At 69.6% G+C, this 23156-nt stretch carries 25 protein-coding genes; 14 read left to right on the plus strand and 11 right to left on the minus strand.

Annotation, left to right across the window (positions count from 1 at the left end):
• Positions 1-159: 159 nt before the first annotated feature.
• From G6W55_RS22515 to G6W55_RS22535, 5 genes are read left to right on the plus strand one after another with little or no spacing between them, the layout of a single operon-like run.
• Entirely contained in the window at positions 160-1563 is a 1404-nt protein-coding gene (locus G6W55_RS22515; protein WP_175522632.1) for a class I adenylate-forming enzyme family protein, read from the plus strand.
• 26 nt (positions 1564-1589) lie between these two features.
• On the plus strand, positions 1590-1796 hold the full coding sequence (locus tag G6W55_RS22520; protein ID WP_175522633.1) for a hypothetical protein: 207 nt from the start codon (positions 1590-1592) through the stop codon (positions 1794-1796).
• A gap of 58 nt (positions 1797-1854) precedes the next feature.
• Positions 1855-2055, plus strand: a complete 201-nt coding sequence (locus G6W55_RS22525) for an MbtH family protein (protein ID WP_175522634.1) — start codon at positions 1855-1857, stop codon at positions 2053-2055.
• Between the two features lie 9 nt (positions 2056-2064).
• A complete protein-coding gene (locus G6W55_RS22530; protein ID WP_175522635.1) occupies positions 2065-2628 on the plus strand; it encodes a hypothetical protein in 564 nt (187 codons plus the stop codon).
• Positions 2625-3260 (plus strand): DUF6875 domain-containing protein, encoded by a 636-nt coding sequence (locus G6W55_RS22535; RefSeq protein ID WP_175522636.1) that lies wholly within the window; start codon positions 2625-2627, stop codon positions 3258-3260. Before G6W55_RS22530 ends, G6W55_RS22535 begins: the two co-directional genes overlap by 4 nt.
• A gap of 56 nt (positions 3261-3316) precedes the next feature.
• On the opposite strand, the gene G6W55_RS22540 is transcribed toward G6W55_RS22535, so the two are convergent.
• Entirely contained in the window at positions 3317-10183 is a 6867-nt protein-coding gene (locus G6W55_RS22540) for a glycoside hydrolase domain-containing protein (protein ID WP_309243784.1), read from the minus strand.
• A gap of 268 nt (positions 10184-10451) precedes the next feature.
• On the opposite strand from G6W55_RS22540, the gene G6W55_RS22545 reads away from it, so the two are divergent.
• From G6W55_RS22545 to G6W55_RS22555, 3 genes are read left to right on the plus strand one after another with little or no spacing between them, the layout of a single operon-like run.
• Positions 10452-10898, plus strand: coding sequence for an ankyrin repeat domain-containing protein (locus tag G6W55_RS22545; protein ID WP_175522637.1), 447 nt, complete (start codon positions 10452-10454; stop codon positions 10896-10898).
• Between the two features lie 46 nt (positions 10899-10944).
• Positions 10945-11616: a LysE family translocator gene (locus tag G6W55_RS22550; protein ID WP_175522638.1), complete on the plus strand. Its 672-nt coding sequence runs from the start codon at positions 10945-10947 to the stop codon at positions 11614-11616.
• A gap of 53 nt (positions 11617-11669) precedes the next feature.
• Positions 11670-12170, plus strand: coding sequence for a GNAT family N-acetyltransferase (locus G6W55_RS22555; RefSeq protein WP_175522639.1), 501 nt, complete (start codon positions 11670-11672; stop codon positions 12168-12170).
• Positions 12171-12467: 297 nt separating this feature from the next.
• Here the strand turns inward: G6W55_RS22555 and G6W55_RS22560 are convergent, their stop codons facing one another.
• From G6W55_RS22560 to G6W55_RS22570, 3 genes are all read right to left on the minus strand, one after another.
• A complete protein-coding gene (locus G6W55_RS22560; RefSeq protein ID WP_175522640.1) occupies positions 12468-12833 on the minus strand; it encodes an iron chaperone in 366 nt (121 codons plus the stop codon).
• A gap of 46 nt (positions 12834-12879) precedes the next feature.
• Positions 12880-13236, minus strand: a complete 357-nt coding sequence (locus G6W55_RS22565) for a hypothetical protein (RefSeq protein ID WP_254876376.1) — start codon at positions 13234-13236, stop codon at positions 12880-12882.
• 175 nt (positions 13237-13411) lie between these two features.
• Positions 13412-13918, minus strand: coding sequence for a MarR family transcriptional regulator (locus G6W55_RS22570; RefSeq protein ID WP_309243785.1), 507 nt, complete (start codon positions 13916-13918; stop codon positions 13412-13414).
• A gap of 135 nt (positions 13919-14053) precedes the next feature.
• On the opposite strand from G6W55_RS22570, the gene G6W55_RS22575 reads away from it, so the two are divergent.
• Both G6W55_RS22575 and G6W55_RS39305 read left to right on the plus strand, forming a co-directional pair.
• On the plus strand, positions 14054-14824 hold the full coding sequence (locus tag G6W55_RS22575) for an SDR family NAD(P)-dependent oxidoreductase (RefSeq protein ID WP_175522643.1): 771 nt from the start codon (positions 14054-14056) through the stop codon (positions 14822-14824).
• A gap of 73 nt (positions 14825-14897) precedes the next feature.
• Positions 14898-15029 (plus strand): hypothetical protein, encoded by a 132-nt coding sequence (locus tag G6W55_RS39305; protein ID WP_303049930.1) that lies wholly within the window; start codon positions 14898-14900, stop codon positions 15027-15029.
• 4 nt (positions 15030-15033) lie between these two features.
• Here the strand turns inward: G6W55_RS39305 and G6W55_RS22580 are convergent, their stop codons facing one another.
• The 4 genes from G6W55_RS22580 to G6W55_RS22595 form a co-directional block, all read right to left on the minus strand.
• Positions 15034-16350 (minus strand): PP2C family protein-serine/threonine phosphatase, encoded by a 1317-nt coding sequence (locus G6W55_RS22580; RefSeq protein ID WP_175522644.1) that lies wholly within the window; start codon positions 16348-16350, stop codon positions 15034-15036.
• Between the two features lie 123 nt (positions 16351-16473).
• On the minus strand, positions 16474-16914 hold the full coding sequence (locus tag G6W55_RS22585) for a VOC family protein (RefSeq protein ID WP_175522645.1): 441 nt from the start codon (positions 16912-16914) through the stop codon (positions 16474-16476).
• Positions 16915-17289: 375 nt separating this feature from the next.
• The gene (locus G6W55_RS22590) at positions 17290-17700 is read right to left on the minus strand and encodes a hypothetical protein (RefSeq protein ID WP_175522646.1); all 411 of its coding nucleotides are present in this window, start codon (positions 17698-17700) and stop codon (positions 17290-17292) included.
• A 215-nt stretch (positions 17701-17915) separates the two neighbouring features.
• The gene (locus G6W55_RS22595) at positions 17916-18572 is read right to left on the minus strand and encodes an endonuclease (RefSeq protein ID WP_175522647.1); all 657 of its coding nucleotides are present in this window, start codon (positions 18570-18572) and stop codon (positions 17916-17918) included.
• Positions 18573-18834: 262 nt separating this feature from the next.
• Here G6W55_RS22595 and G6W55_RS22600 point away from each other — a divergent pair, with 262 nt between their 5' ends.
• From G6W55_RS22600 to G6W55_RS22610, 3 genes are all read left to right on the plus strand, one after another.
• Positions 18835-19608 carry an SDR family oxidoreductase gene (locus tag G6W55_RS22600; protein WP_175522648.1) on the plus strand — a complete coding sequence of 258 codons (774 nt, stop codon included), beginning with the start codon at positions 18835-18837 and terminating at the stop codon, positions 19606-19608.
• A 154-nt stretch (positions 19609-19762) separates the two neighbouring features.
• A complete protein-coding gene (locus tag G6W55_RS22605; RefSeq protein ID WP_030797182.1) occupies positions 19763-19978 on the plus strand; it encodes a DUF4177 domain-containing protein in 216 nt (71 codons plus the stop codon).
• Positions 19979-20074: 96 nt separating this feature from the next.
• Complete coding sequence (locus G6W55_RS22610) at positions 20075-20602, plus strand: DinB family protein (protein ID WP_175522649.1); 528 nt, start codon at positions 20075-20077, stop codon at positions 20600-20602.
• Positions 20603-20633: 31 nt separating this feature from the next.
• Here G6W55_RS22610 and G6W55_RS22615 read toward each other — a convergent pair whose 3' ends face one another.
• Complete coding sequence (locus G6W55_RS22615) at positions 20634-21545, minus strand: NAD(P)-dependent oxidoreductase (RefSeq protein WP_175522650.1); 912 nt, start codon at positions 21543-21545, stop codon at positions 20634-20636.
• Positions 21546-21604: 59 nt separating this feature from the next.
• Here G6W55_RS22615 and G6W55_RS22620 point away from each other — a divergent pair, with 59 nt between their 5' ends.
• The gene (locus G6W55_RS22620) at positions 21605-21982 is read left to right on the plus strand and encodes a MerR family transcriptional regulator (protein ID WP_175522651.1); all 378 of its coding nucleotides are present in this window, start codon (positions 21605-21607) and stop codon (positions 21980-21982) included.
• Between the two features lie 409 nt (positions 21983-22391).
• On the opposite strand, the gene G6W55_RS22625 is transcribed toward G6W55_RS22620, so the two are convergent.
• Together G6W55_RS22625 and G6W55_RS22630 are read right to left on the minus strand one after the other, a co-directional pair.
• Entirely contained in the window at positions 22392-22619 is a 228-nt protein-coding gene (locus G6W55_RS22625; protein WP_175522652.1) for a helix-turn-helix transcriptional regulator, read from the minus strand.
• Positions 22619-23110 (minus strand): DUF2975 domain-containing protein, encoded by a 492-nt coding sequence (locus tag G6W55_RS22630; RefSeq protein WP_175522653.1) that lies wholly within the window; start codon positions 23108-23110, stop codon positions 22619-22621. Before G6W55_RS22630 ends, G6W55_RS22625 begins: the two co-directional genes overlap by 1 nt.
• Positions 23111-23156: the final 46 nt, after the last annotated feature.

The following is a 23156-nucleotide window of genomic DNA, read 5'->3' on the forward strand; positions in this document are numbered from 1 at the left end:
CCTGAGGGCCGGGGCGGAGACAACCGGCCGCACAGGACGGACGTCTCTTGTCCATGGACGGACGGGCGCTTGCCCCTCGTTTCCGGGCAGTGTTAGTTTCGCCCTCACTGAATGTCGGATCGCATGTTTCCCGGACCTGTTTCTCAAAAGGAAGCCTGTATGGCAAAGACATGGTGGGGAAGTCATCTGCTGAGCCGGGGCGCGGACGACGAGATATGGGCTGTTTCCCGCGCACCGGTCACCCGAGGACAGTTACGCACGGCGGTCGCCGATCTCGGCAAGCATTTTCGCGACCATGGAATCGGGGAGGGCAGCTCGGTTCTGCTGAGAATGAAGCCGAGTTTCACCTATCTGTACGTGCTGCTGGCCCTGTGGAGTCGCGGGGCGCAGGTGGTGCTGGTCGACTTCCGGCTGAAACCGGCCGAGTACGAGCCGCTGGCCGAGCTGGTGCGCCCGCAGCACCTCGTCGTCGCGGCGGGCGCCGACGGACCGGTGGCCGGATTCCGGCAGGAGTCCGACTTCACGGTCCTGCGGATGCCCGACGGCCGGCCCGCCGTCGACGGCGTACGCCTGGTGCAGTTCAGCTCGGGCTCGACCGGCCGGCCCAAGGTCATCGGCCGGCCCGCGGACTCCGTGCTCGCCGAAATCGACCGGCACAGCGCACTCCCCGGGATCCCCGGCAGGGGCGACCGGCTGATGCTGCTGAACTCGGTCATGCACAACATGGGCCTGGTCAGTGGCGTCCTGCACGCCCTCGCGGCCGGGGCGACCCTGATCGTCCCGCCGACGCTCCGCCCGGCGGAGGTGGTGCGGCTGATGGCATCCACCGGGACGACCGCCGTGTACGGCACACCCGTCCATCACGAGCTGCTGTCCCGCGTCGGCGGCCGGCCCGAACTGCCCGCGCTGCGGCTCGCGGTGTCCGGCGGCGAACGGGTGCCGCAGGAGACCTACGACCGGTTCCGCGCCCGTTTCGGCCTGTCTGTCAGCCCGGTCTACGGCCTCACCGAGATCGGGCTGCTCGCGGGCGACCTGTCCGGCACGGCCGTGCCACCGGAGGTGGGAACCCCGGTGCCCGGCGCCGAGGTGAAGGTCGTCGGCGAGGAGCTGTACGTCCGCATGGACCGGTCGCCGTACCTGTACGGCGATCACGCCGACCGTTTCTCGGACGGCTGGCTGCGCACCTACGACCGGGTCCACCAGGACCCGGCGACCGGTGTCCTCACCCTGCTGGGCCGGGCCGACTCGCTGGTCGTGGTCGGCGGACTCAAGGTCGACCTCACGGAGGTCGAGAGCGCCCTTCTGGCCCATCCTCAGGTGGCCGAGGCCGTGGTGACACATGGTCAGGTCATCGAGGCGTTCGTGGGCGCCGACGCGACGGTCACCCCGGACGCGCTCACCGCCTGGTGCCGGGAGCGGCTGAGTCCCGTCAAGGTACCCAAGCGGTTCGTCGTCACGCGGCTGCTGCCACGCAACTCCATGGGGAAGCTGGTCCGCGACCCCACGCTCCTGCACGAGCACGTCACATCGGAAGTCACCTCGCATGCACAGGGGGGCCGTTGATCTCGAAGGACGACATCAGAGCGATATTGACCGACAGTGCGGGGCTCGGACCGCCCGAGGAACTCTCGGACGACAGCGAGCTGGTGATCGACTCGTTCACCCTGATCGTCCTCCAGCACGGGCTGGAGGAGCGCCACGGCGTGGTCATCGACCCGCAGTTCGAGGACATGGGCCTCTTCACCTCGGTCGACGGCATCCACACGTACGTGACGAGGGCTCTGGAAGAGCAGTGACGAAGCCAGGGACGAGACCTTCCCGACCCGACCCGACCGCCTCACGCAGGGAGCAAGGATGAGCAACCCCTTCGAGAACCCCGACGGAACGTTCCTCGTGCTCGTCAACGACGAGGGCCAGCACTCGCTCTGGCCCTCGTTCGCCGAAGTGCCCGCCGGCTGGACCGTCGCGCTCGGCGAGAGCGACCGGCAGACCTGTCTCGCCCACGTCGAGAAGCACTGGACCGACATGCGCCCGCTGAGCCTGGCGCGCCGATAGGAGACCGCGATGGACGACGCCGCTTTTCGGCAACTGCTGTTGAGGGAGGAGGATCTGGAGGAGTCGTTCTTCGGCGAGGAACCGAGCGCCGCCTACGATCCGGCGTACGTCTCCGGCGACGAGTCGGGGCGGGCCATCGTGGACCTGACGAACATGCTCACGCACGGCACGCACCCCGACACTACACACCACGCCTCCGCGCTGTTCACGAACGTCGTCGGGTCCGTCGTCTTCCACCATGTCGCCCAGTTCGGCAACGGCGCCTGCCGGCAGGTGTACCAGCAGCTCCACGACGCGGTGCGCGTCTGCGAGCGGTACCGGATGGAACTGAACGACGGCGTCCAACTCGACATCAGCAGAGTGGACTTGGCGCCGATCGAGCTGGGCGACGGCGGATTCGTGGTGCGCTGGCTGTCCACCGTCGACCACTTCCGCATCGAGACCGCCTGGGCGATCGTCGCGAAGGACGACGTCCTGACCTTCGTCAACACGCGGATCCCGGACGAGCGGGAGATCCACCGGCTCGCCCGCACGGCCGTGGACCGGGTCGCCGACCTGACGGGTACGCCATGACGTCGTCCACCGCGGCCGCCGTCGACCTCGCCTCCGCGCTGGACACGGTCGACACCTGGCTGACCGAGTACATCTCCGCGTCCCACCCGGAGATCGGCCGCACGGGGCCCATCTGCCCGTTCGTGTCACCCTCCCGCAAGAACCGGACCATGGAGATCCGGCTGCGGCTCGTCGGTCCGGCGCCGAGCCGCGAGCTGGTGGAGGAGATCGCCCGCAGCAGCCTGCGGGAGTACGAGCTGACGACCTGGCAGGGCAGGAACCCCATGCTCCAGGCCATGGCGGTCGTCCTCCCCGATCTCCGCAGCGAGGACACGGCACTGCTCGACCAGGCCCAGGCCCGGGTGAAGGACGACTTCGTGGAACGGGGCCTCATGATCGGCCAGTTCCACGAGAACTGCGAGGTGACGGCCGCCCGCAACCCGCGCTTCGCGGTGAGCCGGGCGCCCGTGCCCCTCCTCGCCATCCGCGCCATCGCCCTGCACGACGTCTTCTTCCTGTCCGACCGGCCGCACTGGTTCGCCAAGTACCGGGAGAAATTCGGCAAGTTCTACGGACCGGGCTCCACGCTCATGGACCCGCTCCTGGCGGAGCGCTACCAGGAGGCCGAGCAGGCGTTCGGTGAGCACTCGTAGGCGGAGGCCACGGCCTGTGGTTGAACCACCGTGGTTCAACCGCAGGGCCGGCGACGCTACTTCACGAGCGGCTCCTCCCACTCCGACGCCGGCGACCAGAGACCATGGCCTCCGGTCGAGGACGGCTGATGATCGCCGCTCGTCGGACGGAACCCGATCGCGTACGTGCGGGTGAACGAACCGTTGGCCGACGTCACCTTGATGGTGCGGGTGGTGAGCCGGGAGCCGTTCGGCGACAGGACCGAGCTGCCGTCGGTGACCTTCACCCGGGCGCCGGGCTGGGCCGGTACGGCGGAGACGGCCGGGATCCTCTTGTTCTTCGGCCAGTCGACGACGTACGTGGACACGCCCGGGTCGAACCCGTCGATCGCCACACCTCCCACGGTGATCGCCGAGGCGTCGGCGACACTGGCCTTGGTGGCGTCCGCGAAGTTCGTCACCGTGACCGAACCGTCGGCGCCCACGGCCACCGTCGCCGACATCGCCGCCGCCAGGTTGATCCGCTGCCAGCTCGCCTCGCCCGCCGCGGTGAGGTCGAGGGGATAGCCGGAGTCCGTCGCGGTCTGCTCCAGAACCTGCGTGCGCTGCTCGGCGGTGAGGTCCGGGAAGGCCGTGATCAGCAGGGCCGCCGCGTCGGACGGCGCCCGCAGAGCCTGCCCGGCCTTGCCGGCCTGCGAGAAGCCGTAGGTCAGACGCCGGGTGTACAGGTCGACGCTCTGCGCCCTGCTCAAGCCGGCGTAGGACTCGCCCTCGCAGTCCGTGAGCGTGCTGCCGTACCCCTCCTCCTCGCACCGCGCGAGCAGCACGCTCTCGATCTCCGTGTGGGCCTGCTTCAGCAGGTCAGCGAACTCGGGGTCCGCCCACCGGTGCGCGACGGTCGCCTGCGCCGAGATCCGGCCGCCCATGACGTCCAGCGGGTAGTGGAACCCGAGGACGACACGGTTGTCCCCGTACTCCGAGGTGCGCGCGAGGATCGACGGCGCCAGCTCGGGCAGGAGCGTGGCGAGGATCGTACCGGCCTCGTAACCGCCGTAGGTGTGCCCGCTCGGGTAGGAGCCGCTGGTCGCGAGACCGCCGTACGAGCCGTTCTGCGACTCGTAGACCTGGCCGCCGTCGCCGACGAACCCGAGCCGCACGTACGGGCGCAGATAACCGAAGCGGTTCTTCGCCGCGTCACCCTTGTCGAGGTTCTTCGTGACGCGGGAGAACAGGGCGCTGGTCTTGGGCAGTTGGCCGTTCCTCAGGGCCTCGCCGTAGAGCGGGCCGAGGCGGGAGCCGAGGCCGTCGGCCATGGTGACGGTGGAGCTGTTCGTCGCGTCGACGTCGGCCCGGTCGACCTCCTTCTGCGTCGCCGCGTTGTTGATGCGCACGGCGATCCGGTCGTTCTCCGCGGTCGGCGAAGTGCCCTGGGGCTGCTTGCTGTTGGCGCCGAGGATGCCGGAGCCGAGGTCGGTGAAGCCGCTGAGCAGGCCGGTGAAGTAGTCGGTGCCGTCGCCGGATCCGGGCCACTTGTCCGAGGCGTAGGTCGCGTTGAGGACGTCGTCGGGGAAGGGGGACGGTTCGTAGGAGGGGTCGGAAGCGGTGCTTTCTGCCGTGGGCTCAGCGGTGTCGTCCGAGGTTCCGGCCAGAGTGACGGCGGTGACCGTCGCCGTGTGCGCCTTCGCCCTGCCCTTCGTCGTGAGCACGGCCGTGTGGGTCGTGGCGGAGACGTGTGTGGTGGTTCCGTCGCCGAGGGCCACGGTGTAGCCGATGACCGGGAAGCCGCCGTCACCGGCCGGCCGCCAGTCCACGCGGACCAGCTTGCCGTCGGTGAACACACCCGTGACGGCCGGCTTCTGCGGCTTGGCGCCGCCGGTCACCACGGGTGCCGTGGGCGCGCTCGGCCGCGAGGTGCCGACGGCGTTCACCGCGCGGACGCGTGCCGTGTACGGCTTGCCGGACGGCAGCCGGGTGAACGTCGTGCCGCGGCTGTCGGGATCCCGGATCTCGACCTGATGGCCGTCGTCCAGGGTGACCTTGTACCCGGTGATCGCCGAGCCACCGGTGTCCTTGGGCGCGGACCAGGCGACGGTCACGCTCGTGCCCGCCGAGGTCGCCGACACCGCGTCGGGCGCGGCCGGAACCGACTTGGGCTTGGTGATGAGCGTGGACAGGGCGCGTTGGAGTGCGTCATGACGAGCCGTCAGGGTCGCGTCCGACGCCGAGTCGTCCGCCACCGCGGTCTTCGCCTCGGCGAGGGCCCTGGTGAACGTCTTCCTCGACGCTTCCGTGTAGCGGGAGTTGTCGATGAGCGAGGCGGTCGTGACCAGGTTCTCCAGGCGCAGCCTCGGCAGCGGGACCAACTGCTGGGCGGCGAAGGTCAGGCTGCGGGTCTGGTTGTCGACCTCGAGCTGGCTCGCGCCGTCGGCGTCCACGAGGGTGCGGGCGGCGCCGAGTTCGCGCCGGAACACACCGAAGTCGATGGTGGTGTAGCGCGCCGCGTCGGCGGAGAGCCCCTCGTACCGCTCGATCGCCTTGCGCAGGGCGGACTTGTCCGTGACGGCGGGCGCCGCCACGTGGGCGAAGGTGATGCGGCCCAGATTCGCGACGTAGGGGTGCGAGGAGTCCGGCGTCGTCGTCAGCCGCAGATGGACGGAGTGCCTGCCCGTGATCGCCGTGGGCAAGGTGAGGCTCGTCGTCCCTCCGGACGACCACGCGGACCCGGTCACCGGCAGCGGGACGGTCGCGTACGGCGTCCCCGGACGGGCCGGGTCGAAGGAGTCCAGGTAGAGCTGGACGGCCGAACCGGTTCCGCAGCGCGCCGAGTTGTTGACGTAGGTGAGGGTCACGGTGTTCTTCGGGGAACCGCCGAAGTCGATGTCCCCGTAGTCGAGCCAGGCCCCGTCGTAGGTGCCGCCGAGGTTGGTGGTGGAACCCGCGCCGCTCCAGCCGACCGGCTCGCTCTTGAGGCCGCCTCCGCTGTGGGAGCGGAACGCGGTGGCGTCGAAGCCCGCCGGTGCGTCGGCGTCCTGAGTGAGCGTCAGCGCGTAGATGTTGCCCACATAGGGCTGCGCGGACGAGTGGGTGCCGGAGACGAAGGTGGCGTACACGTCCTGGACGCCGGTGAAGACGCCCGGGTCGAGGTCCACGCTGGTGGTGGCGATGGTGCCCCAGCCGGACCCGGTGTAGTCGAGGGGGACGGTGACGGTCTTCGGGCCGTCCCGCGAGCCGAGGCGCAGCTCGATGTGCGAGTCCGAGGCCGCGCGCGACTGGGGCTTGTCATAGCGGACGGTGACGGTGTCGGCGCCGTTGCGGAGATCGGTGTCCTTCCACTCGGCCCACGCGCCGTTCGTGACGTTCTCGAAGATGCCGTTCGAGAGGTTGAGCGGAGACGAACCGCCTCCGGTCGTCGTGCTGTTGACCGCGGTCAGCGTGGCGAGCGTGGTGGCGGGGGAGGAGGAGACCTCGTACGGCGAGAACTGGTACCAGTCGAAGTTCGACACCCACTGCTGCCCGGCCGGCGCGTGGAACACGAACGTCGCACTGGAAGCGCGCAGCAGGGCGTCCGGGTCGGTGACGGCCGCCTGCACCGTACTGTAGTACTGCCAGCCGCCCGTTCCGGGAAGCTGCACGGTGGCGACGACGGGCCCGTCCGCGGCGCCGGCGTGGATGTCGACGCTGCTCGGCTTCGCCGTCGTGGCCTGCGAGTTGGCGTAACGCACCGAGACAGAGCGCGGGGCGACCCCGCCGAAGTCCAGCTTGCTGTACCGCTCCCACGCTCCCTCGGTGACACCACCGAGGTTGCCGTCGGAGTTGTTCTTCTCCTTGGTGAGGCGGGGGCCTTCCATCTCGTCGGGGGACTCGGCCTGGAGGACGGCGTACCCGCCCTCGTCGATGGTGAGCGTGTCGACGGCGGACTCCAGCGCGTCCTGCGCGGCCATCAGCGTGCCCGTCGCCGACGCGCTGTCCGCGAGGGCGGTGCGCGCGCGTTCGAGCGCCGAGCGGAACAACGTCCATGAACCGTCGGAGTAGTTGCCGCTGCGCACCAGGGACGCCTGGTCGACCAGCGCGCGCAGCGACTTGCGGTGCACCGCGGCGGCGGAGACGAGGAGCGGGTCGGTCGGGGACACCCCGGTGCCGCGCACGGTCGAGGCCGGTGTGCCGTGGGCGAAGGCCGTGTCGGCGAACGTGATGCCGATGCGCGCGTCGACCTGTGCGGTGCCGGTGAGCGACAGCGTCGCCGCACGCGAGCCCGTGACGCGCAGGTCCGCCCTGACTCCGCCGGGCAGGCCGGTCACGGTCGCCGCTCCCGTCTTCGTCAGGCTGGTGCCCTTGCGGGCGGCGAAGGACGCCGGGCCGGACAGGGTGAGCTGCACGCCGCCGTCGAGGGTGCCGTCCTCGGTGGTGCCGACGGCAGTCGGGCGGGCGGAGACGACGGTGTCGCCCTTGCCCGTTCCCGCGCCGCCGCCCGTGTCGCCCCCGTGGGTGTCGAGCGAGTAGGCGGGCTCGGTGTGCGTGCCCCACTGCGAAGGCTTGGAACCCATGGTGAAGTCGAGGGTTCCGCCCGAGACGATCTGCGCGTAGTCGAGCCAAGTGTTGCCGAACCGCTTGCCGTTGAGGGTCGCACTCTGCACGTAGTAGCTGCTCGGCGACACCCCGTCGGCCCTCACCGTGAACCGCGCGCCGTTGGCGTAGGTGATCGTCGTGGAGTCGAAGAACGGGCTGCCGATCTGGAACTGGCTCGAACCGGCGGTCACCGGGAACAGCCCCAGGGCGGCGGCGACGAACATGGTCGACATGGTGCCGGCGTCGTTGTCCATGGTCGGCAGGAAGCCGTCCGGCGCGAGCTTGTAGACCTTGGTCTTGATCGGCGGCCTGAACTCGCCGCCGGAACTGGGGGCTTCGTTGGTCGAGCCCGTCGCGATGTAGCGGTTCCAGGTCGTGCCGGTGTAGATGGCGCGCACCCACTTCTGCGTCAGGCTCGGCTCACCCGTGTAGTTGAACAGGTACGGGGCGTGAAGGTCGATCTCGTTCGCGTTGGAATGCAGCATGGCGGAGCCGTCGTCGGCGCCGGAGTCCTCGCCGAACAGATGCCTGACCGCGGCCTTTCCGGCCTTCGCGCCGCCCATGGCCTTGATGAGCCCGCCCATGTCGTAGGCGTCGTACCAGTGGTACTGCCAGAGCGTGCCCTGATAGAGGCCGGCCGCCTCGAACTTCTCGTAGTCGGCGCTCTGCCAGGCCCCGCCCGTCGCACGCGGGGTGAGCAGACCCACCTTCGTGCCGTCGGCGGCGGTCCAGGCGCCGGGCTTCACCAGGTTGTCGATCGCCATCGTCGCCTGCGTGCGCAGCTTCTTCGCGTCCGCCTCCTTGCCGAGCGCGTCGGCGATGACGGACAGCGCCCACTGGTCGTAGCCGCGCTGCACGGTCGTACCGGGATCCCCGCTGACGTACCCCTGCCGCAACTGCGCGCCCGTGTAGTACCCGGAGTACGACAGCAGCGCCGGGTACGCCTCGTCGAGCCGGTCGAAGTTCTTGAAGCCCTTCGACAGCGCGTCGGCGACGAGCACGGCCGAACGCTCCCACCGCACGGTCGGCACCGAATGGGTGAGGCTGCCCAGGCTCTTGCCCGAGGCGCGCGCGTCGGCGAAGAGCACGACGAGCGACTGCACCATGTCCCGGTAGGCGGCCGGGTCGATGTATGCCTCGACCGAGTACTTGCGGAAGTCGTCCCAGGTGGACCAACCGTCGTAGTACGTGAACCCGTTGGCCTTGTGCACGCGTCCGTCCACACCGCGGTACGTGCCGCTGGTGCTGGTGGCGTTCACCGGCAGTGCGTACATGCGGTACAGGTGCGTGTAGAACTGCTTGGTGAGCGTCGAATCGGGATCGGACTTCGCCGAGGAGCGCACGTCGACGGCGCCGAGCGCGCTGTTCCAGGCCGCCTTGGTCTGCGCGCGGGCCTGCTCGAAGGTGAGCCCGCCCACCTCATTGCGCTGGTCGGCCGTCGCCTGGTCTTCGCTGATCGGCGAGAGCGTGATGCGCAGTTCGATGTCGTCCGCGGCGGCCGGGTCGAACCCGAGGACGGCACCGGTGTCGGTCCCCTCCTGCGCGGTCGCGTCGCTCAGCCGGCCGTCGCCGCCCCAACTCTTCAGCGAGGTCACGGGAACGTTCGTGGTGGCCGCGTAGAACAGCTTGTACGAGGCGCCGTTGAACGACCCCGCGACGAACCCGGTGATCGAGGTGGTCCCGTCCGCGAGCGTCGTCGCCTTCAGCGTCGAGCGGGTGCGGCTGGTGAAGTTGTTGGCGAGGTCGAGCACGAGCTGCGGGTTCGACCCGGCGGGGAAGCTGAACCGTTCGAGCGCGGTGCGCGTCGTCGCGGCCAACTCGGCCTGGATGGTGCCGGAGTCCTGCTGCACCGAGGACGCCGTGCCGGAGATCGCCCCGAGGCCGACCTGGTAGTAGCCGGGCGTCGCGGTCTCGTCGTCATGGCTGAACGCGTGCGCGTACGTGCTGGGGGCGGGGCGCTTGTCGTACCGCACGGAGGTCGGCACCACGAGCAGGTCACCACCGCCTCCGGAACCGCCGACGCCGTCGAGGTTCGTCGCCGTGAAGCCCGCGATGTGGTCCTCGTTGTAGTCGTACCCGGTGTGGTTACGGCCCGGCGTGGTCAGCGGGTTGACCTTCGCCAGCCCGTGCGGCGCCTGCGCGCCGGGCAGATCGTTGCCGTCGTCCCCGGCGGTGGACACGAACGGGTCGACGAGACGCGTGTAGTCCGTCCCCCCGGCCCCCGCGGCCGAGGCCGCCGCGACGGGCACCGCGGTCGCCGTACCGCCACCCGCGAGCGCGGCGACACCGAGCGCCCCGGCGAGCAGTGCGGCGAGGGTCGCCCGCAGGGGGCGCCGACGGGGATGGCGCCGCGGGTCGGCGGGTCCCGGAGGGGCCACGGGTGGGTGGGCGAAGGGAGGGTGGGATCTGATCGGCACGTCAACCTCTCCAGCAGTTGTTGTTCAACGCACGCACGGGCGGGGCCCGTTGGATCTGACAACGTTGTCAGATCGCGCCCGAGTGGTACGACTCGGAGTGAGACGGAAGTGAGCGCCCAGCATCGCACGCCAACGCCGTTTTGCACCCGCCGCGTTCACCACATCGGTCATCAGACACGGGGGAGGCTTACGGGAGGCGACGGGCTCGTGATCGCTAGCCTGACGGACCATGAAGCAACGCCGGCAGAAGAAGCTCTCGCATCGCCTCTTCGAAGCGATCCTCACAGGGGATGCCAGAAGCACGAAGGCCCTGTTGCACAGGGGAGCAAGCCCGGAACGGAGGAACGGCGACGGCACAACTCCCTTGTACCTGGCCTCGGTGCAGGGTGAGGCCGAGATAGCCCGGCTGCTCATGGAGGCCGGGGCTTCCCCCGACATCGAGAGCAGCGGCCCCGGCTCCGACGGCACACCGCTCTGCGCGGCCGCCTGCTGGGGACACACCGAAACGGTACGGCAGTTGCTGGCACACGGCGCGGATCCCAACCTCCGCGAGGACCAGGGCACGGGCAGGACGCCGCTGGAGTGGGCGGACGGTGGTCCACACCCTGACACGGCTGAAGTGCTGCGGGCGGCGGGGGCGCAGCCATCGCCCCACCGTGCTGTCGGAGCAATGTGAACGTCTGCTCGCGCGGCCGGCGGCCCGGGGATGTGAGACTGCGAGCATGCTCATACAGTTCCTCACCGCCGCCGGTGTGCTGGCCGTGCTGACCGTGGTGCCCGGTCCGGACATGGCCGTCGTGACGAAGCGGGCCGTCTCGGCCGGATGGCGGGACGGCCTGCGGATGGTCGGCGGGATCACCACGGGCCTGCTGGTGTGGGGCGTTCTCACGGTCGTGGGTCTCTCCGCGGTTCTGGCTGCCTCCGCGACCGCGTACACCCTGGTCAAGCTGTCCGGGGCCGCCTACTTGGTCCTCCTCGGCATTCAGGCGCTGATCCACAGCCGACGCGGTCCGGCCGCCGGGGATGACGGCAACGACCTGTCCGGCGCGCAGGCGCCGCACGCACAGACCGCGGGCCCCCTCCCCGCCGCGCCCGTCGTCGGCAGTCCCTGGCGGACCGGTCTGATCAGCAACGTCTTCAACCCCAAGATCGCCGTCTTCTACACCGGCCTGCTGCCGACGCTGGCCCTGGCCGGCCTGTCCCCGCACGCCGGTATGGCACTGCTGGTCCTCCCCCACGCGCTGCTGACCGCGGTGTGGCTCGGCGGCTACGTGATGCTCCTGGCCAAAGCCCGAGCCTTCTTCCAGAGGCCCCGCGTGCGCCGGGCCATGGACCGGATCACGGGTGTCGTACTCATCGGCTTCGGCCTCAAGGTCGCCACGACACAGCCCTGAGCGGCGCGCGTACCGTGAAGGGGCCGTCATGGGTTGTTGAGATGCTGTGGCCCATGACGACGAGTGCGAAGACGGACGGCATACGTCCGGGCGGTCCCCTGCAATGGGCGCTGCGTCCCGCGGAACCGGCGGATGTCGAGGCGGTCGCGGAGTTGCGGGCGGTGGTGATGCGCCCGGACCTGGAGCGATTGGGACGGTACGACGAGCACCGGGTCCGGCAGCGACTGCGGGATTCCTTCTCCCCGCACCGCACGTCGATCATCGTGGCCGACGGCGCCTTCGCGGGCTGCGTGACCGTACGGCTGGCGGAGGACGGTCGGTGGCTGGAGCACTTCTATCTCGCACCGCACCTTCAGGGTCGGGGCCTGGGATCGGCCGTGCTGCGCGCCGTGCTGAAACGGATCGACGCCGACGGCGTACCCGTTCGCCTGAACGTCCTCCAGGGCAGCGCCGCCCGACGGCTGTACGAGCGTCATGGCTTCACGGTGGAGGCTCAGGATCCGATCGACGTCTTCATGGTGCGGCGGCCTGGTGCGGGCGGGTTGGCGATCTGACGAAGGGCTGCGGATGTTCGTGGGGCGCGATGTCCGCAAGCTCCGCCCCTAGGGCCTCTCTTTCGGATCTTGCCGGGGGTCGCGGGGTCTGGCACGCGCTCCCCCAGAGGGGGGACCCCCAGCGGCGTTGTCGTCGGTTGTCAACGCTCCGCGTTGCCGCCCTCCTCCGCCTTGCAGCTACACGCACCAGACCCCGCTCGGGCCCGCCGAGACGCACCGTCGCTCAAAGCCGACCAGATCCGAAAGAAAGGCCCTAGCCAGCCGTGCGTGCCTGGTGCGGAACCGATCCCTGCCGCCTCAGCAGATCGCGCCCGGTGCGGCAGCGACCGCCCTCAGCAGGTCTCGCACCAGCTCGAAGTCGATGTCCCCCGGCTTACGGAACCGCAGACAGCCTTTGCCCATGTCCCGTCCGCTCAGCCGTTCCTCGAACGCCTCCCGGACGTCGCTCCGCATGAGGTAGAAGGAGATGTACTGCTTCTGACTCGCGAAGGCGATCTCCGCGGCGCCGTCCCGCTGGTAGGTGGGCATGCCGTACGCCATGACCTCGTCGAATCCCGTGAGCTCGGCTCGGCACAGTTGCCGCAACCGGATCAGGGCGTCCCTGCGCTCCTCGGGCACCTCTGCCAGATAGCCGACGACGTCTTCCGCGCTGCTCTGCACCATGCGGTGAGCCTATTCCAGCCTGCCGGTACCGTCCTCGATGACGTCCTCACGCCGCCGCGGCAAGCACGGTGGCCGTGGCGATCGCCGTGTCGGTGCGGGCGTGGACCACGAGACGGACGTCTTCTGCCGTGTCGTCCCCGGCCGCGAGGAGGCGTCGCACGGGGGCGCTGTGGGTGGCCACGGACATCACGAGGTCGAGGCGGCTGCACAGGTGGTGGGCGCGCAGGACCACGCTGAGTGCCGCTCGGGTGGGGGCCGGCTGGTCGAGGACGATCACGACCGAGGCCGGACGGAAGCCGCGGACGAGGCCGCTGATCTGGGTGAGCAAGGTGGCCCTCATGTCGATGCCGGGGTCGTCGTGCATCGTGATGACGAGTACACCTCGTTCAAACACGTGGGACATCATCACGGTTCGGTCCTTTCCTGACAGAGCACTTCATTTCCGACTTCCCCGGTACGGGGATTCGATGCGGCACGTGGTGCACCCGAGCCGTCATTGCTCGATACGTCGCGGACATGCCGGGTCATGGGAACGTCCCCCTCCGAGGTCCAACCACCTTGCTCTGGCGGGTACTTGCCTAGCACTCCGTCTCGTCGGGGCCGATGACCTCGCGCTGGGCGGTCTGCGCGACGCGGGCGAGCAGCGTGCGCAGTTGCTCGGTGTCCCTGGCGTCGAGGTCGGTGAGCAGGCGCGCCTCGGCGGCGCCGAGCTTCTCGCGTACCTCTGCGAGGCGGGCGCGTCCGGTGTCGGTGATGAGGACCTGACGGGCGCGGCGGTCGCGGGGGTCGGGCTTGCGGGTGACCAGGTCGTGGGCTTCGAGGTCGTCGAGGAGGTAGGTCATCACCGTGCGGTCGAGGCTGACCTCCTTGGCCAGGGCGAGCTGGGAAGGCGGCTCGCTGCCCCCGGCCAGCGCGACCAGGACGAGGTAGCCGCGGGCCCCGCCGGGCAGGTCGGCGACGGAGTCGGTGGCGACACGGCGGAACGCCGCGGAGACCATGCGGATCGCCCAGCCCAGGTCGGTGTCCAGCGTCAGGGGCTCCGCCTCGGCGCGCGGGTTCTTGCTCTCGGACGTGGATGCGCTCACCCGCACATCGTACCGCATGTGCTTGTCGGCAGATGTTCTTGCTGACAGAACATCTGCGGTGCATAGTTGTTTGTGGAAGGGCGCCGGTCGTGATCCGCACCGTGCGCCGTGAGCACCACGGCAAGGAAGACCCCCATGAACGCCGTCACCACCGCTCTGCACGGCCGTACCGCACTCGTCACCGGAGCGACGTCCGGCATCGGCAAGGCCGTCGCCCGGAACCTGGCCCGCCAGGGTGCGTACGTCGTCCTGCACGGCCGCGATCAAGTCCGTGGCGCGGCCCTGGTCAAGGAGATCGAGGCCGAGGGCGGCAGCGCCCGTTTCGTCGCCGCGGACCTCGCCGACGCCGATGACACGCTGCGTCTGGCCGCCGAGGCCGGAGCGGTGGACATCCTGGTCAACAGCGCGGGGCTGTACGAGTTCGCCCCGACGGCGGCGAGTGACGCCGCGAGCTTCGACCGGCAGGTCGCGGTGAATACGCGCGCACCGTTCCTGCTGGTCGGTGCGCTGGCGCCGGGCATGGCCGAGCGGGGACACGGCTCGATCGTGATCGTCGGCTCCAGCGCGGCCCGCATGCCCGCCCCCGTCGGCGCCGCCTACGCCGCCTCCAAAGCCGGCGCCGAGATCCTCACCCGGTACTGGGCGACCGAGTTCGGCCGGTCCGGGGTGCGCGTCAACACCGTCTCACCCGGCCCCGTGCACACCGAGGGCACGAAGGCCATGCTCGGCGAGCACATAGCGATGCTGGACGGGACGAACGCCCGCGGCCGCGCCGGGGATCCCCGCGAGATCGCCGAAGTCGTGTCGTTCCTCGTCGGCGAGGCCAGCTCCTACGTCAACGGGGCTGTTCTGTTCGCCGACGGCGGCGAGTTGAGCGCGCTGCCCTCGTCCTCCGAACGGTCCTGAACACCGTTCTGTGGGCCGTCGCCGCCCTTCTTGCCGCCGCCTTCCTCTTCTCGGCCTGTTCAAGCTGACCCTGATGACCGGCGCCGTGACGATGCACCTGCGACGCGGCGAGATCCCGGCGCCGGCACCGAGCGGGACGCTGCTGATCCTCGCCGTGCCGGTGGCGTGGGGAACTGGCTGTGCTGCTTCGCCGGTCTCGATTTGATCCCTCAGTCTGCTCGGGTCGTCGTCTTCTTCTTCGGGCGGCCGGCCGACGGGAGCCGGAGGGCGAGGAGGGCGACGTCGTCGGCGCTGTCGGAGGCGAGGCCCGTCAGGAGTTCGTCGCAGAAGGTGTCGGGGCTCTCGCGGGCGAGGGCCGCGGCGTGCTGGCGCAGGCGGGTGAGACTGCGATCGATGGACTCGCTACGGCGTTCGATGAGTCCGTCCGTGTAGAGCAGCAGGGTGGACCGGGCGGGCAGGGCTTCGATGGCGCTGGTCCTGGGCAGATCCGTGCTGGCGCCCAGGATGTGGCTGTGGCCCCCTGTGAGGTAGCGGGTGTCGCCGTCGTGGGTGACCAGCAACGGCGGGAGGTGGCCGGCGGTGGCGTAGTCGAGCTGCCAGGGGCCGCCCTCCGGTCCTTGGACGATGGCGTAGATGCAGGTGGCGGTGGTCCCGGGGTAGAGGGAGTGCTGGGCGACGTCCATACGGTGCAGGATCTTCTCGGGCGGCTCCTGACGGTCGCTGGCGATGCCCCGGAGCATGTTGCGTAGCTGACTCATGGTGACGGCGGCCTTGAGGTCGTGGCCGGTGACGTCCCCGATGATCAGAGTGGTCTGGCCGGTCGGCAGCCGGAAACTGTCGTACCAGTCCCCGCCGACCTCGGCGGTGGCCTGCGAGGGGGCGTAGCGGGCGGCCATCGTCAGGCCGTCGATGTGGGGGAGCTGGGGCAGCAGGGAGCGCTGGAGGCGTTCGGCGATGCGCTGGGTCTCGTGGTGCAGGCGCGCGTTCTCGACGGCCAGGCCGATGCGGTGGACCAGGTCGTCGATGAGCGGCAGGTCCTGCTCGGTGAGCGGAGGATGGTCTCCCGAGCGGCTCACGGTGAGCGCGCCGAGCACCTCCCGCCGGGCCCTCAGCGGGGCGACGACGGCGCTGGTGGCGTCCGCGAGGAGCAGGGTCTGTCCCGCGTCCCAGGGATCACGGTCGTCGGAGGTGAGGTCGGCGCCGGTCAGCAGCAGGGGGCCGGCGCCGCGCAGCACGCGAGCCAGGGGACCGGTGGCCGACTCCGGCGGCGGGGGCATGGTGACCAGTTCCTCGCGAGGGGAGGGACCGGCCTCGGCGCGGGTGACACAGACGCGCTCGATCCCGCCCTGGTCGGACAACAGGTCGACGGCACACCGGTCCCCGAGGCGGCGGGCCACGATCCGGGCGACCCGCCGCATGCCCTCGGCCTCCTCCAGGGTCCCGGCCAGCGCCGAATTGATGTCGGCCAGCGCCGTCAGCCGGTCGAGCGCCTGCTGGAGGATCGCGTCCACGTCGTAGTCGTCCACCCTCAGCGACTTCCCCTGAACGACCGGGCTGACCACGATCGCGTCACGGAAGCCATCGCCTGGCCCATTCGCAGCGGGCCCACGGCGGCGTCGTAACGAGATGGCTGCTTGAGTTCCTCCCGATCAGCCCAGTTGCTCGGCCAGCCCGACGATGATGCCCTCCGGCCCGCGGAGGTAACACAGCAGATAGCTGTCCTCGAACCGGGCGATCTCGCCGACGAGTTCGGCCCCGTGCGGGCGCAGCCGCGCCACGGTGTCCTTGATGTCGTCCACGGCGAACATCACGCGGTGCGTGCCCAGAACGTTGTGCGGCCGGTTGCGCCGTCCGTCGCTGATCACCGCGGGGTTGCGGTACTTCGCCAGCTCGAGCCGGCTGTGACCGTCCGGGGTCCGGACCATCGCGATGTCACAGCGGACACCGTCGAGTCCCGTGCACTGGTCGGCGAAGGCGCCCTCGATCTCCGCCCGGCCCTCCAGCTCCATACCGAGTTCCACGAAGAACGCGACGGCGGCATCCAGGTCCTCGACGACGATGCCGACATTGTCCATCCGCTGAATCGCCATGCTGGTCTCTCCTTCTTCCTTGTACGGCCGGAGGTACCCGCCGATGTCCCAGGGACGGAGCCGGTGCCATCTTCTCGACATCCGCAGACCGCCGCACTCCGAACAGGCCAGGGGCGCGGCTACTGGCTTGCGCGGGGCCCGGCCCACTGGCAGAGCAACAGCACGGCCGTGAACAACCAGGAACGCCGCCGCGGTGCGGCGCACCGGGTCCCTTCCTCGGCGAGCGGGCCAGACGTCGGGGCGACGAGGGCCCGACGGCGTGCCTGCCACCCACGGCCGCCTCGAACACGCCGTACTGAGCATGCTGACCGCAGATCAAGGACAAGGGCGCGCCGCAACGGACGCCCCAGTACGCCCGGATCGCGCCGAGCCGCCTCACTCGTAATAGTCGGCGTACTGCGCCGAGCGGTCCTCGACGCAGAAGTCCTCGAAGTCGCCCGCCTCTTCACACTCGAGCAGCCGCTGACGAGCCGCTTCCGCTTCCGGCGTACGAAGGGCGGAGAGATACGCCTTCGTCTCGGTAAGTCCCCCTCCGCACAGCAACTGGACATCGATCGAGCAGGCGGCGTCCATGCTCGCGGCTTTGGCGCTCCAGATGAGGAGTACGTCGTCGATGACACCGGCATTGAACAACTGGACGCAGCACAGCTTCATCAGCTCGGTGTCGCCCGCACCCTGGGAACGCCTCTCGCGTTCCGTGTGGTCCTTCAGAAGCTCCCGCACGTCGTCGAGGTCGGCGCCCACAGGGCGAAGACCGTAACGGCGCATGCTCTCGTCCTCGTTCACCAGTGCTACTCCCGCTCTCGGTATCGGCTCACACTCTAGTGACGTGGCGCCAAGGTGATGCCGAGCTCCAGCCCGCTTCCCGGCGGTCGAAACTACGACAGCCCTTCATGCGGCGCTCGCGTGGGGAGGGATTGATTTCCTCGATTCGGCGAAAGGCCCGAAGCGCCAGGTACAGCCACAGCCGCGAGTCCGTGAACTTGACGGCAAACGAGGGGTCAGCCGCCGGCATGCGCGATGACGTCGTCCGCGACCCGCTTGTCGAGCGCGGATCGCACCAATCCGGCCGCGAGCGCCGGGTATTCGTCTTCTTCCACCAGGCGGGCGATGGCGCTGGGAGACTTCGGGAGACCGAGACGTTCGGCGCCCTGAACGGCCTTGGCATCGAAGTACGGTGCGGCTTCAGGCCAGACACCCTGGGCTTCCCGCAAGAAGATGTCCGCCCCGGTGGGCCCGATGCCGGGTAGTTCGCGCAGCAGACGCTTGCATTCCTCCACGTCGCCGCCCGCGGCCTCTCGGAGCTTGCGCAGGTCCCCGCCGTACTGTTCCAGAAGCTGGTCGGCGGCCTCGCCGAGCTGGGTGGCGGTGCGTTCGTCGTACCGGCGGTAGTGGCCCTTGCCCAGGGCGTCGACCCGCTGTTGCCAAGTGGCGTCGCTCATGCGCTTGGGGGTGCGCATTCCGTCGTCGAACAGGGCGCGCGCGGTGTCCGTGGCCACGGACGCCCTGATCCGTGCGCTGAGGAGGTGGGCGAGCACCAGCAACTGGTAGAGCGGCTGCGGTGTGTCGCGCAGTTTCACGTCGGCTTCCCGCGCGTAGGTCTGTCCGTAGTCGGCGAGCAGGGCGTCGGCCCTGGCCTGTTCCTTCGCGTTCGGCATGATCGCATCACTCCCTGTCGCCGGTCCGCATGTCCCCGGCGAATGCGCTGAGAGGGGACGAGTTGCCGCACCCAGCCCCTTCAGCACCGCTCGCCAGCCGGAGGCAGAAGCCACCGGAGCGGCCACGGTCGGCCCGTACCGGGTGCCCGCTCGGCCACGGGGAAAACGATGATCGTGGCGATGTGTGTGGGGGGGGGGAGAGAGACAGCCGCACCGTCGCCGCGAGGCGTGTTGCATGAGGCGGGATGGTTACTCGTCTGCCATGACTGAGACACGGCCACTCGCCTTGATCACCGGCGCGTCCAGCGGAATCGGCTACGAGCTGGCCCGCCAGTTCGTACTGGCCGGCTACGACCTGGTGGTGAACGCGGAGGACGAGCGGCTGGAGGCCGCCGCCCAGGACCTGCGAGAGACGGGTGCGCAGGTCCGCGCCGACCTGCGGACCGGCGAGGGACGGTTCCGGCTCCTGGACGCGCTCGACGGTCTGACGGTCGACGTCGCCGCCCTCAACGCCGGAGTGGGCCAGGGCGGCGCGTTTGTCGACACCGAACTCGCCGACGACCAAGAGGTCATCGACCTCAACGTCACCGCCACCGTCCGGCTGGCCAAGCCGCTGCTGCGGGGCATGGTGACCCGTGGAGCGGGCCGGCTCGCGTTCACCTCGTCGGTCGCGGCGATGATGCCGGGCTCCTTCCAGCCCGTCTACAACGCCTCCAAGGCGTTCGTGCAGTCCTTCGCCCAGGCGCTGGCGGAGGAGGTGAAGGACACCGGAGTGACGGTCACCTCCTTCATGCCGGGCCCGACCGACACGGACTTCTTCGACCGGGCGGACATGGCGGACGACACCCGGATCGGGACCATGGAGAAGGACGACCCCGCGCAGGTGGCGGAGCAGGCGTTCCGGGCGATCGTGAAGGGCGAGCAGAAGGCTGTGACCGGATCGTGGAAGACCAAGGCGCAGGGCCTGGCCGGGAAGCTGCTGCCCGACGGGGTCAAGGGGGCGGCCCACCGGCGGATGGCAGAACCAGACCGCTGACAAAACGGATGGCGGAACCGGACCGCTGACGAAGACGGATGGCCACTGACTGCTTCCTGGGCCGGGGGTCGCCGTGTCTGCCCGTGTCGTGGGGTGATTGGCTGGCCCCGGCAGTCTCACCCCGACCCGACTCGGCCAGCAGGAGGACCCCGTCATGAGCAGCGCCCAGGTCTACGAATACAAGGTCGTCACCTTCCGGGAGTCGCTGATCGGCGACGCCCTGGACAGCGACAAGCTGGAGAAGGTGCTGAACAAGCATGCCGAGGACGGCTGGGGCCTCAAGGCCATCACCGCCGCCGACGTCAAGGGCCGCATAGGCCCCGGTGCCGTCGAGGGGCTGCTGCTGACCTTCGAACGTCCGCGCGTCTGACCGCTCCAGACCTGAGAACGCAGGCGCTGTGGCCGGCCGGCCCGACAAGTCCCCCACGTACAACACGTGGGGGACTGTTGCTGCCATGGTGTTCCGATGCATGCGACACCGGACGGACGGCCCATCCCACCCGCGCACGCCGCCGAACGCGCCATGCTGGAGGCATGGCTGGACTTTCACCGAGCCACTCTTGCCCTGAAGTGTTCGGGCCTCAAGGACGACCAACTACGGCTCGCCGCGGTGCCGCCCTCGCCGATGACGCTGCTCGGTCTCGTCCAGCACATGGCCGAGGTCGAACGCAACTGGTTCCAGCGCGTGTTCACGGAGCAGGACGTGCCCGCCATCTTCGGAGAGAGCAACGCCGACGGCTACGCCCTCAGCCCGGACCGAGGGCTCGACGAGGCGATGGCCGTCTGGCAGGCCGAGGTCGCCCGGGGCCGTGAGCTGATCGCCGACGCATCGCTGGACGACTCGGGCCGACTGTCCGCACAGGAAGCGGCTCACGCCGGGGAACAGGAGATCTCCCTGCGCTGGATCATGGTGCACATGATCGAGGAGTACGCACGGCACAACGGTCACGCAGACCTCATCCGGGAGCGGATCGACGGAGCCACCGGCGTATGAGAAGCCGTGCCGGCTGAAGGCGGTTGTGCCTCTATGCGGTGCTGCCAGTGCCTCCCTTGTGCAGCAGGCTCGCCAGACGTGCCAGTCCCTCCGACCCGTAGCCGTCGGCGATCGCCCGGTTGATGACGCCCTTTGCCGCGGTGAGCATCGTCGCATCGATTCCGTGGCTGGTGGCGGTGTTGATGACGTGGGTGATCCCGGACGCCGCGGAAGCGATCGTGGAGCGGTCTCCGGGGTAGTGGTCAGCCCGGATCTGCTGAGCGAAACGTGTGATCATCTCCGGGAGGAGGCCACCGATGCCGGTGGCGAGGGCGGCGAACCGTTCGGGCTCGATCCCCTCGGCGGACGCGAGCGCGAAGGCGTGCACGATGCCGTTGACCGAGGTGGCGAAGATGTCCAACAGCGCGACCTCGTAGGCGGACGCCTGGCCGGGATCCTCGCCCAGATGCGTCACGGTTCCGCCGACGGCGTCCATCGTCTCCCGGACAGCCTCGTACACATCGAGGGAACCACTGAGGAGTACGGCACCGGCTGGAGTGCCGATCGCCGGGGCCGGGGTCAGGATCGCGCCGTCGAGGTAGTCGACTCCGCGTGCGGAGGCCCACCGCGACATCCGGCGAGCCTGCGCCGGTTCGCCGCTGGTGAGGTTGATCAGCCGCCGGTGCCCCCAGTCCGCCGGCAGGTCTTCGAGCGTGGCCCATACGGCGTCGTAGTCGATGAGGCAGACAACGATCACCTCTCCGGCCCGCACCGCGTCCTGGACCGAGTCGACCACCACGGCACCACGGTGGGGGAGGTCGCCGGCCTTCCCCGGCGTGCGGTTCCAAATGGTCACCGGGTGACGGGCGTTGAGGAAGGCGGAGGCCAGGGCGCGGCCCATCGGACCGAGGCCGAGGACGGTCACGGGCGTAAGTCGTGTGCTCTCAGGCGGGGTTGGGATCATGCATCGAACGCTAAAGCTTCACATTGACGTCAAGGTCAAGCCCTGCTGGACTCTTCCTCATGAGGATCGGCGAACTCGCACGCCGCACCGGCGTGAGCCAGCGCTCCCTGCGCTACTACGAAGAGCAGAACCTACTCACCCCGACGCGCCTGCCGAACGGCTACCGCGACTACGACGAACGCACCGTCACCACCGTGCGACGCATCCAGATCCTGCTCTCCGCGGGCCTCGGCACGTCCGCCGTCGCAGAGATCCTTCCCGGCGCCGTCGATGACACAGTCGTCCTGACCGGGCGGTGCCCAGAACTCATCGACGGCCTGGCGAAAGAGCGCCACAGGATCGACACGGCGATCGCCGCCCTCATCGCCGCCCGCGACATCCTCGACTCCCTCGTCGGACGCCCGCTGGACCCCGCGACCGCCGTCCCAATGCGGTGAAGGGAGTGAACGGGACCGGGACTGAGCCCAGTCAAAATCCGGGGTCTCCCAGGTGCGCATGGCGTCGCCAGCCGCTGTGTGCGGCGACCGTCGGTCCCAGCGGCCCCGGCCGGCAAGCCGGCGGCCCACCGCATCGCCGTCGATGCGGCCCAGCAATCGACGTACCGTCGCATCCGTCGGCAGGCGCCGCCTTGAGGGTGAGGCAGCGGATCACGACACGCCAGGAGGCGGAGGGACGTCGGTGATCACTTACTCACCGCCGGTAGGGAAGTCGTTCCGGCCCCAACCACGCACGCGCGCAGCGCAGGCATGACCACCCGAGCCTCGCGTACGCCGCGAGGATCGCGACATGCTCGCGAAGTTGGCCAAAGGCAAGCGAGACCGGTCATGACGCGTTGCCAGGCCCGGTTCAAACGCCCACGGCGTCCTCTGCCTCCGCCTCCCAGCGAAGCAAGTCGCCCGGCTGGCACTCGAGCACCTCGCAGAGCGCGGCGAGTGTCGCGAAGCGTACTGCCTTGGCGCGGCCGTTCTTGAGTACCGCCAGGTTCGCGGGTGTGATCCCTACGCGGTCTGCGAGTTCGCCCACGGACATCTTCCGCCTGGCCAGCATCACGTCGATGTCGACGGCGATGGGCATCAGATCACCTCGTCCAACTCGGCCTGCATCTGCGTCGCTTCGACGTCGCGGGCGACGGCCTGGGCGAGCAGCATCCGCAGGACGAGCACGATGAGCGCGATTCCCAGGATGGCCACGCCGATCCCGCCCATGATGAGGGTGACGCCGGGGTCGTCCCGCTGGCCGGGCGCGTTCAGGGCCGTGACCGTGAACCACACGAGAGCGGCCGCGACGATCGCGCCGATGATGACGTCCACGTACCGGAAGGCTGCGCGGGAGAACACGGTTCCGCGTCGCACCATCGACACCAGCCGCCATACGCAGACCAGGGCGACCTGGACCGTCCCGATGCCCAGGATCGTGACCACACGCAGCGCGGTCAGCGGGAGCGAGCCGTCCTCGGGGTCGTTCCCGCTGACCAGCACCCACATCATCAATGCCTGTACGAACACGGTGCCGGTGAACACCACCGCGAGTACGGCGCGCAGCGCGCGCACTGTCAGCTTTCCCATGCCACATCCTTACATCGAGATACGATGGGAATCTATCGAATATCGA

This window comes from Streptomyces sp. CAI-85 (assembly GCF_013363615.1).
Taxonomy (GTDB): Bacteria; Actinomycetota; Actinomycetes; order Streptomycetales; family Streptomycetaceae; genus Streptomyces; species Streptomyces antibioticus_B.

What these genes read in the sequence shown, in the direction of transcription:
- G6W55_RS22515 (WP_175522632.1), top strand. Translation starts at nt 160, where the DNA reads ATGGCAAAGACATGGTGGGGAAGTCATCTGCTGAGCCGGGGCGCGGAC.
- G6W55_RS22525 (WP_175522634.1), top strand. Translation starts at nt 1,855, where the DNA reads ATGAGCAACCCCTTCGAGAACCCCGACGGAACGTTCCTCGTGCTCGTC.
- G6W55_RS22530 (WP_175522635.1), top strand. Translation starts at nt 2,065, where the DNA reads ATGGACGACGCCGCTTTTCGGCAACTGCTGTTGAGGGAGGAGGATCTG.
- G6W55_RS22535 (WP_175522636.1), top strand. Translation starts at nt 2,625, where the DNA reads ATGACGTCGTCCACCGCGGCCGCCGTCGACCTCGCCTCCGCGCTGGAC.
- G6W55_RS22545 (WP_175522637.1), top strand. Translation starts at nt 10,452, where the DNA reads ATGAAGCAACGCCGGCAGAAGAAGCTCTCGCATCGCCTCTTCGAAGCG.
- G6W55_RS22550 (WP_175522638.1), top strand. Translation starts at nt 10,945, where the DNA reads ATGCTCATACAGTTCCTCACCGCCGCCGGTGTGCTGGCCGTGCTGACC.
- G6W55_RS22555 (WP_175522639.1), top strand. Translation starts at nt 11,670, where the DNA reads ATGACGACGAGTGCGAAGACGGACGGCATACGTCCGGGCGGTCCCCTG.
- G6W55_RS22560 (WP_175522640.1), bottom strand. Translation starts at nt 12,833, where the DNA reads ATGGTGCAGAGCAGCGCGGAAGACGTCGTCGGCTATCTGGCAGAGGTG.
- G6W55_RS22565 (WP_254876376.1), bottom strand. Translation starts at nt 13,236, where the DNA reads ATGTCCCACGTGTTTGAACGAGGTGTACTCGTCATCACGATGCACGAC.
- G6W55_RS22575 (WP_175522643.1), top strand. Translation starts at nt 14,054, where the DNA reads ATGAACGCCGTCACCACCGCTCTGCACGGCCGTACCGCACTCGTCACC.
- G6W55_RS39305 (WP_303049930.1), top strand. Translation starts at nt 14,898, where the DNA reads ATGACCGGCGCCGTGACGATGCACCTGCGACGCGGCGAGATCCCGGCG.
- G6W55_RS22585 (WP_175522645.1), bottom strand. Translation starts at nt 16,914, where the DNA reads ATGGCGATTCAGCGGATGGACAATGTCGGCATCGTCGTCGAGGACCTG.
- G6W55_RS22595 (WP_175522647.1), bottom strand. Translation starts at nt 18,572, where the DNA reads ATGCCGAACGCGAAGGAACAGGCCAGGGCCGACGCCCTGCTCGCCGAC.
- G6W55_RS22600 (WP_175522648.1), top strand. Translation starts at nt 18,835, where the DNA reads ATGACTGAGACACGGCCACTCGCCTTGATCACCGGCGCGTCCAGCGGA.
- G6W55_RS22605 (WP_030797182.1), top strand. Translation starts at nt 19,763, where the DNA reads ATGAGCAGCGCCCAGGTCTACGAATACAAGGTCGTCACCTTCCGGGAG.
- G6W55_RS22610 (WP_175522649.1), top strand. Translation starts at nt 20,075, where the DNA reads ATGCATGCGACACCGGACGGACGGCCCATCCCACCCGCGCACGCCGCC.
- G6W55_RS22615 (WP_175522650.1), bottom strand. Translation starts at nt 21,545, where the DNA reads ATGATCCCAACCCCGCCTGAGAGCACACGACTTACGCCCGTGACCGTC.
- G6W55_RS22620 (WP_175522651.1), top strand. Translation starts at nt 21,605, where the DNA reads ATGAGGATCGGCGAACTCGCACGCCGCACCGGCGTGAGCCAGCGCTCC.
- G6W55_RS22625 (WP_175522652.1), bottom strand. Translation starts at nt 22,619, where the DNA reads ATGCCCATCGCCGTCGACATCGACGTGATGCTGGCCAGGCGGAAGATG.
- G6W55_RS22630 (WP_175522653.1), bottom strand. Translation starts at nt 23,110, where the DNA reads ATGGGAAAGCTGACAGTGCGCGCGCTGCGCGCCGTACTCGCGGTGGTG.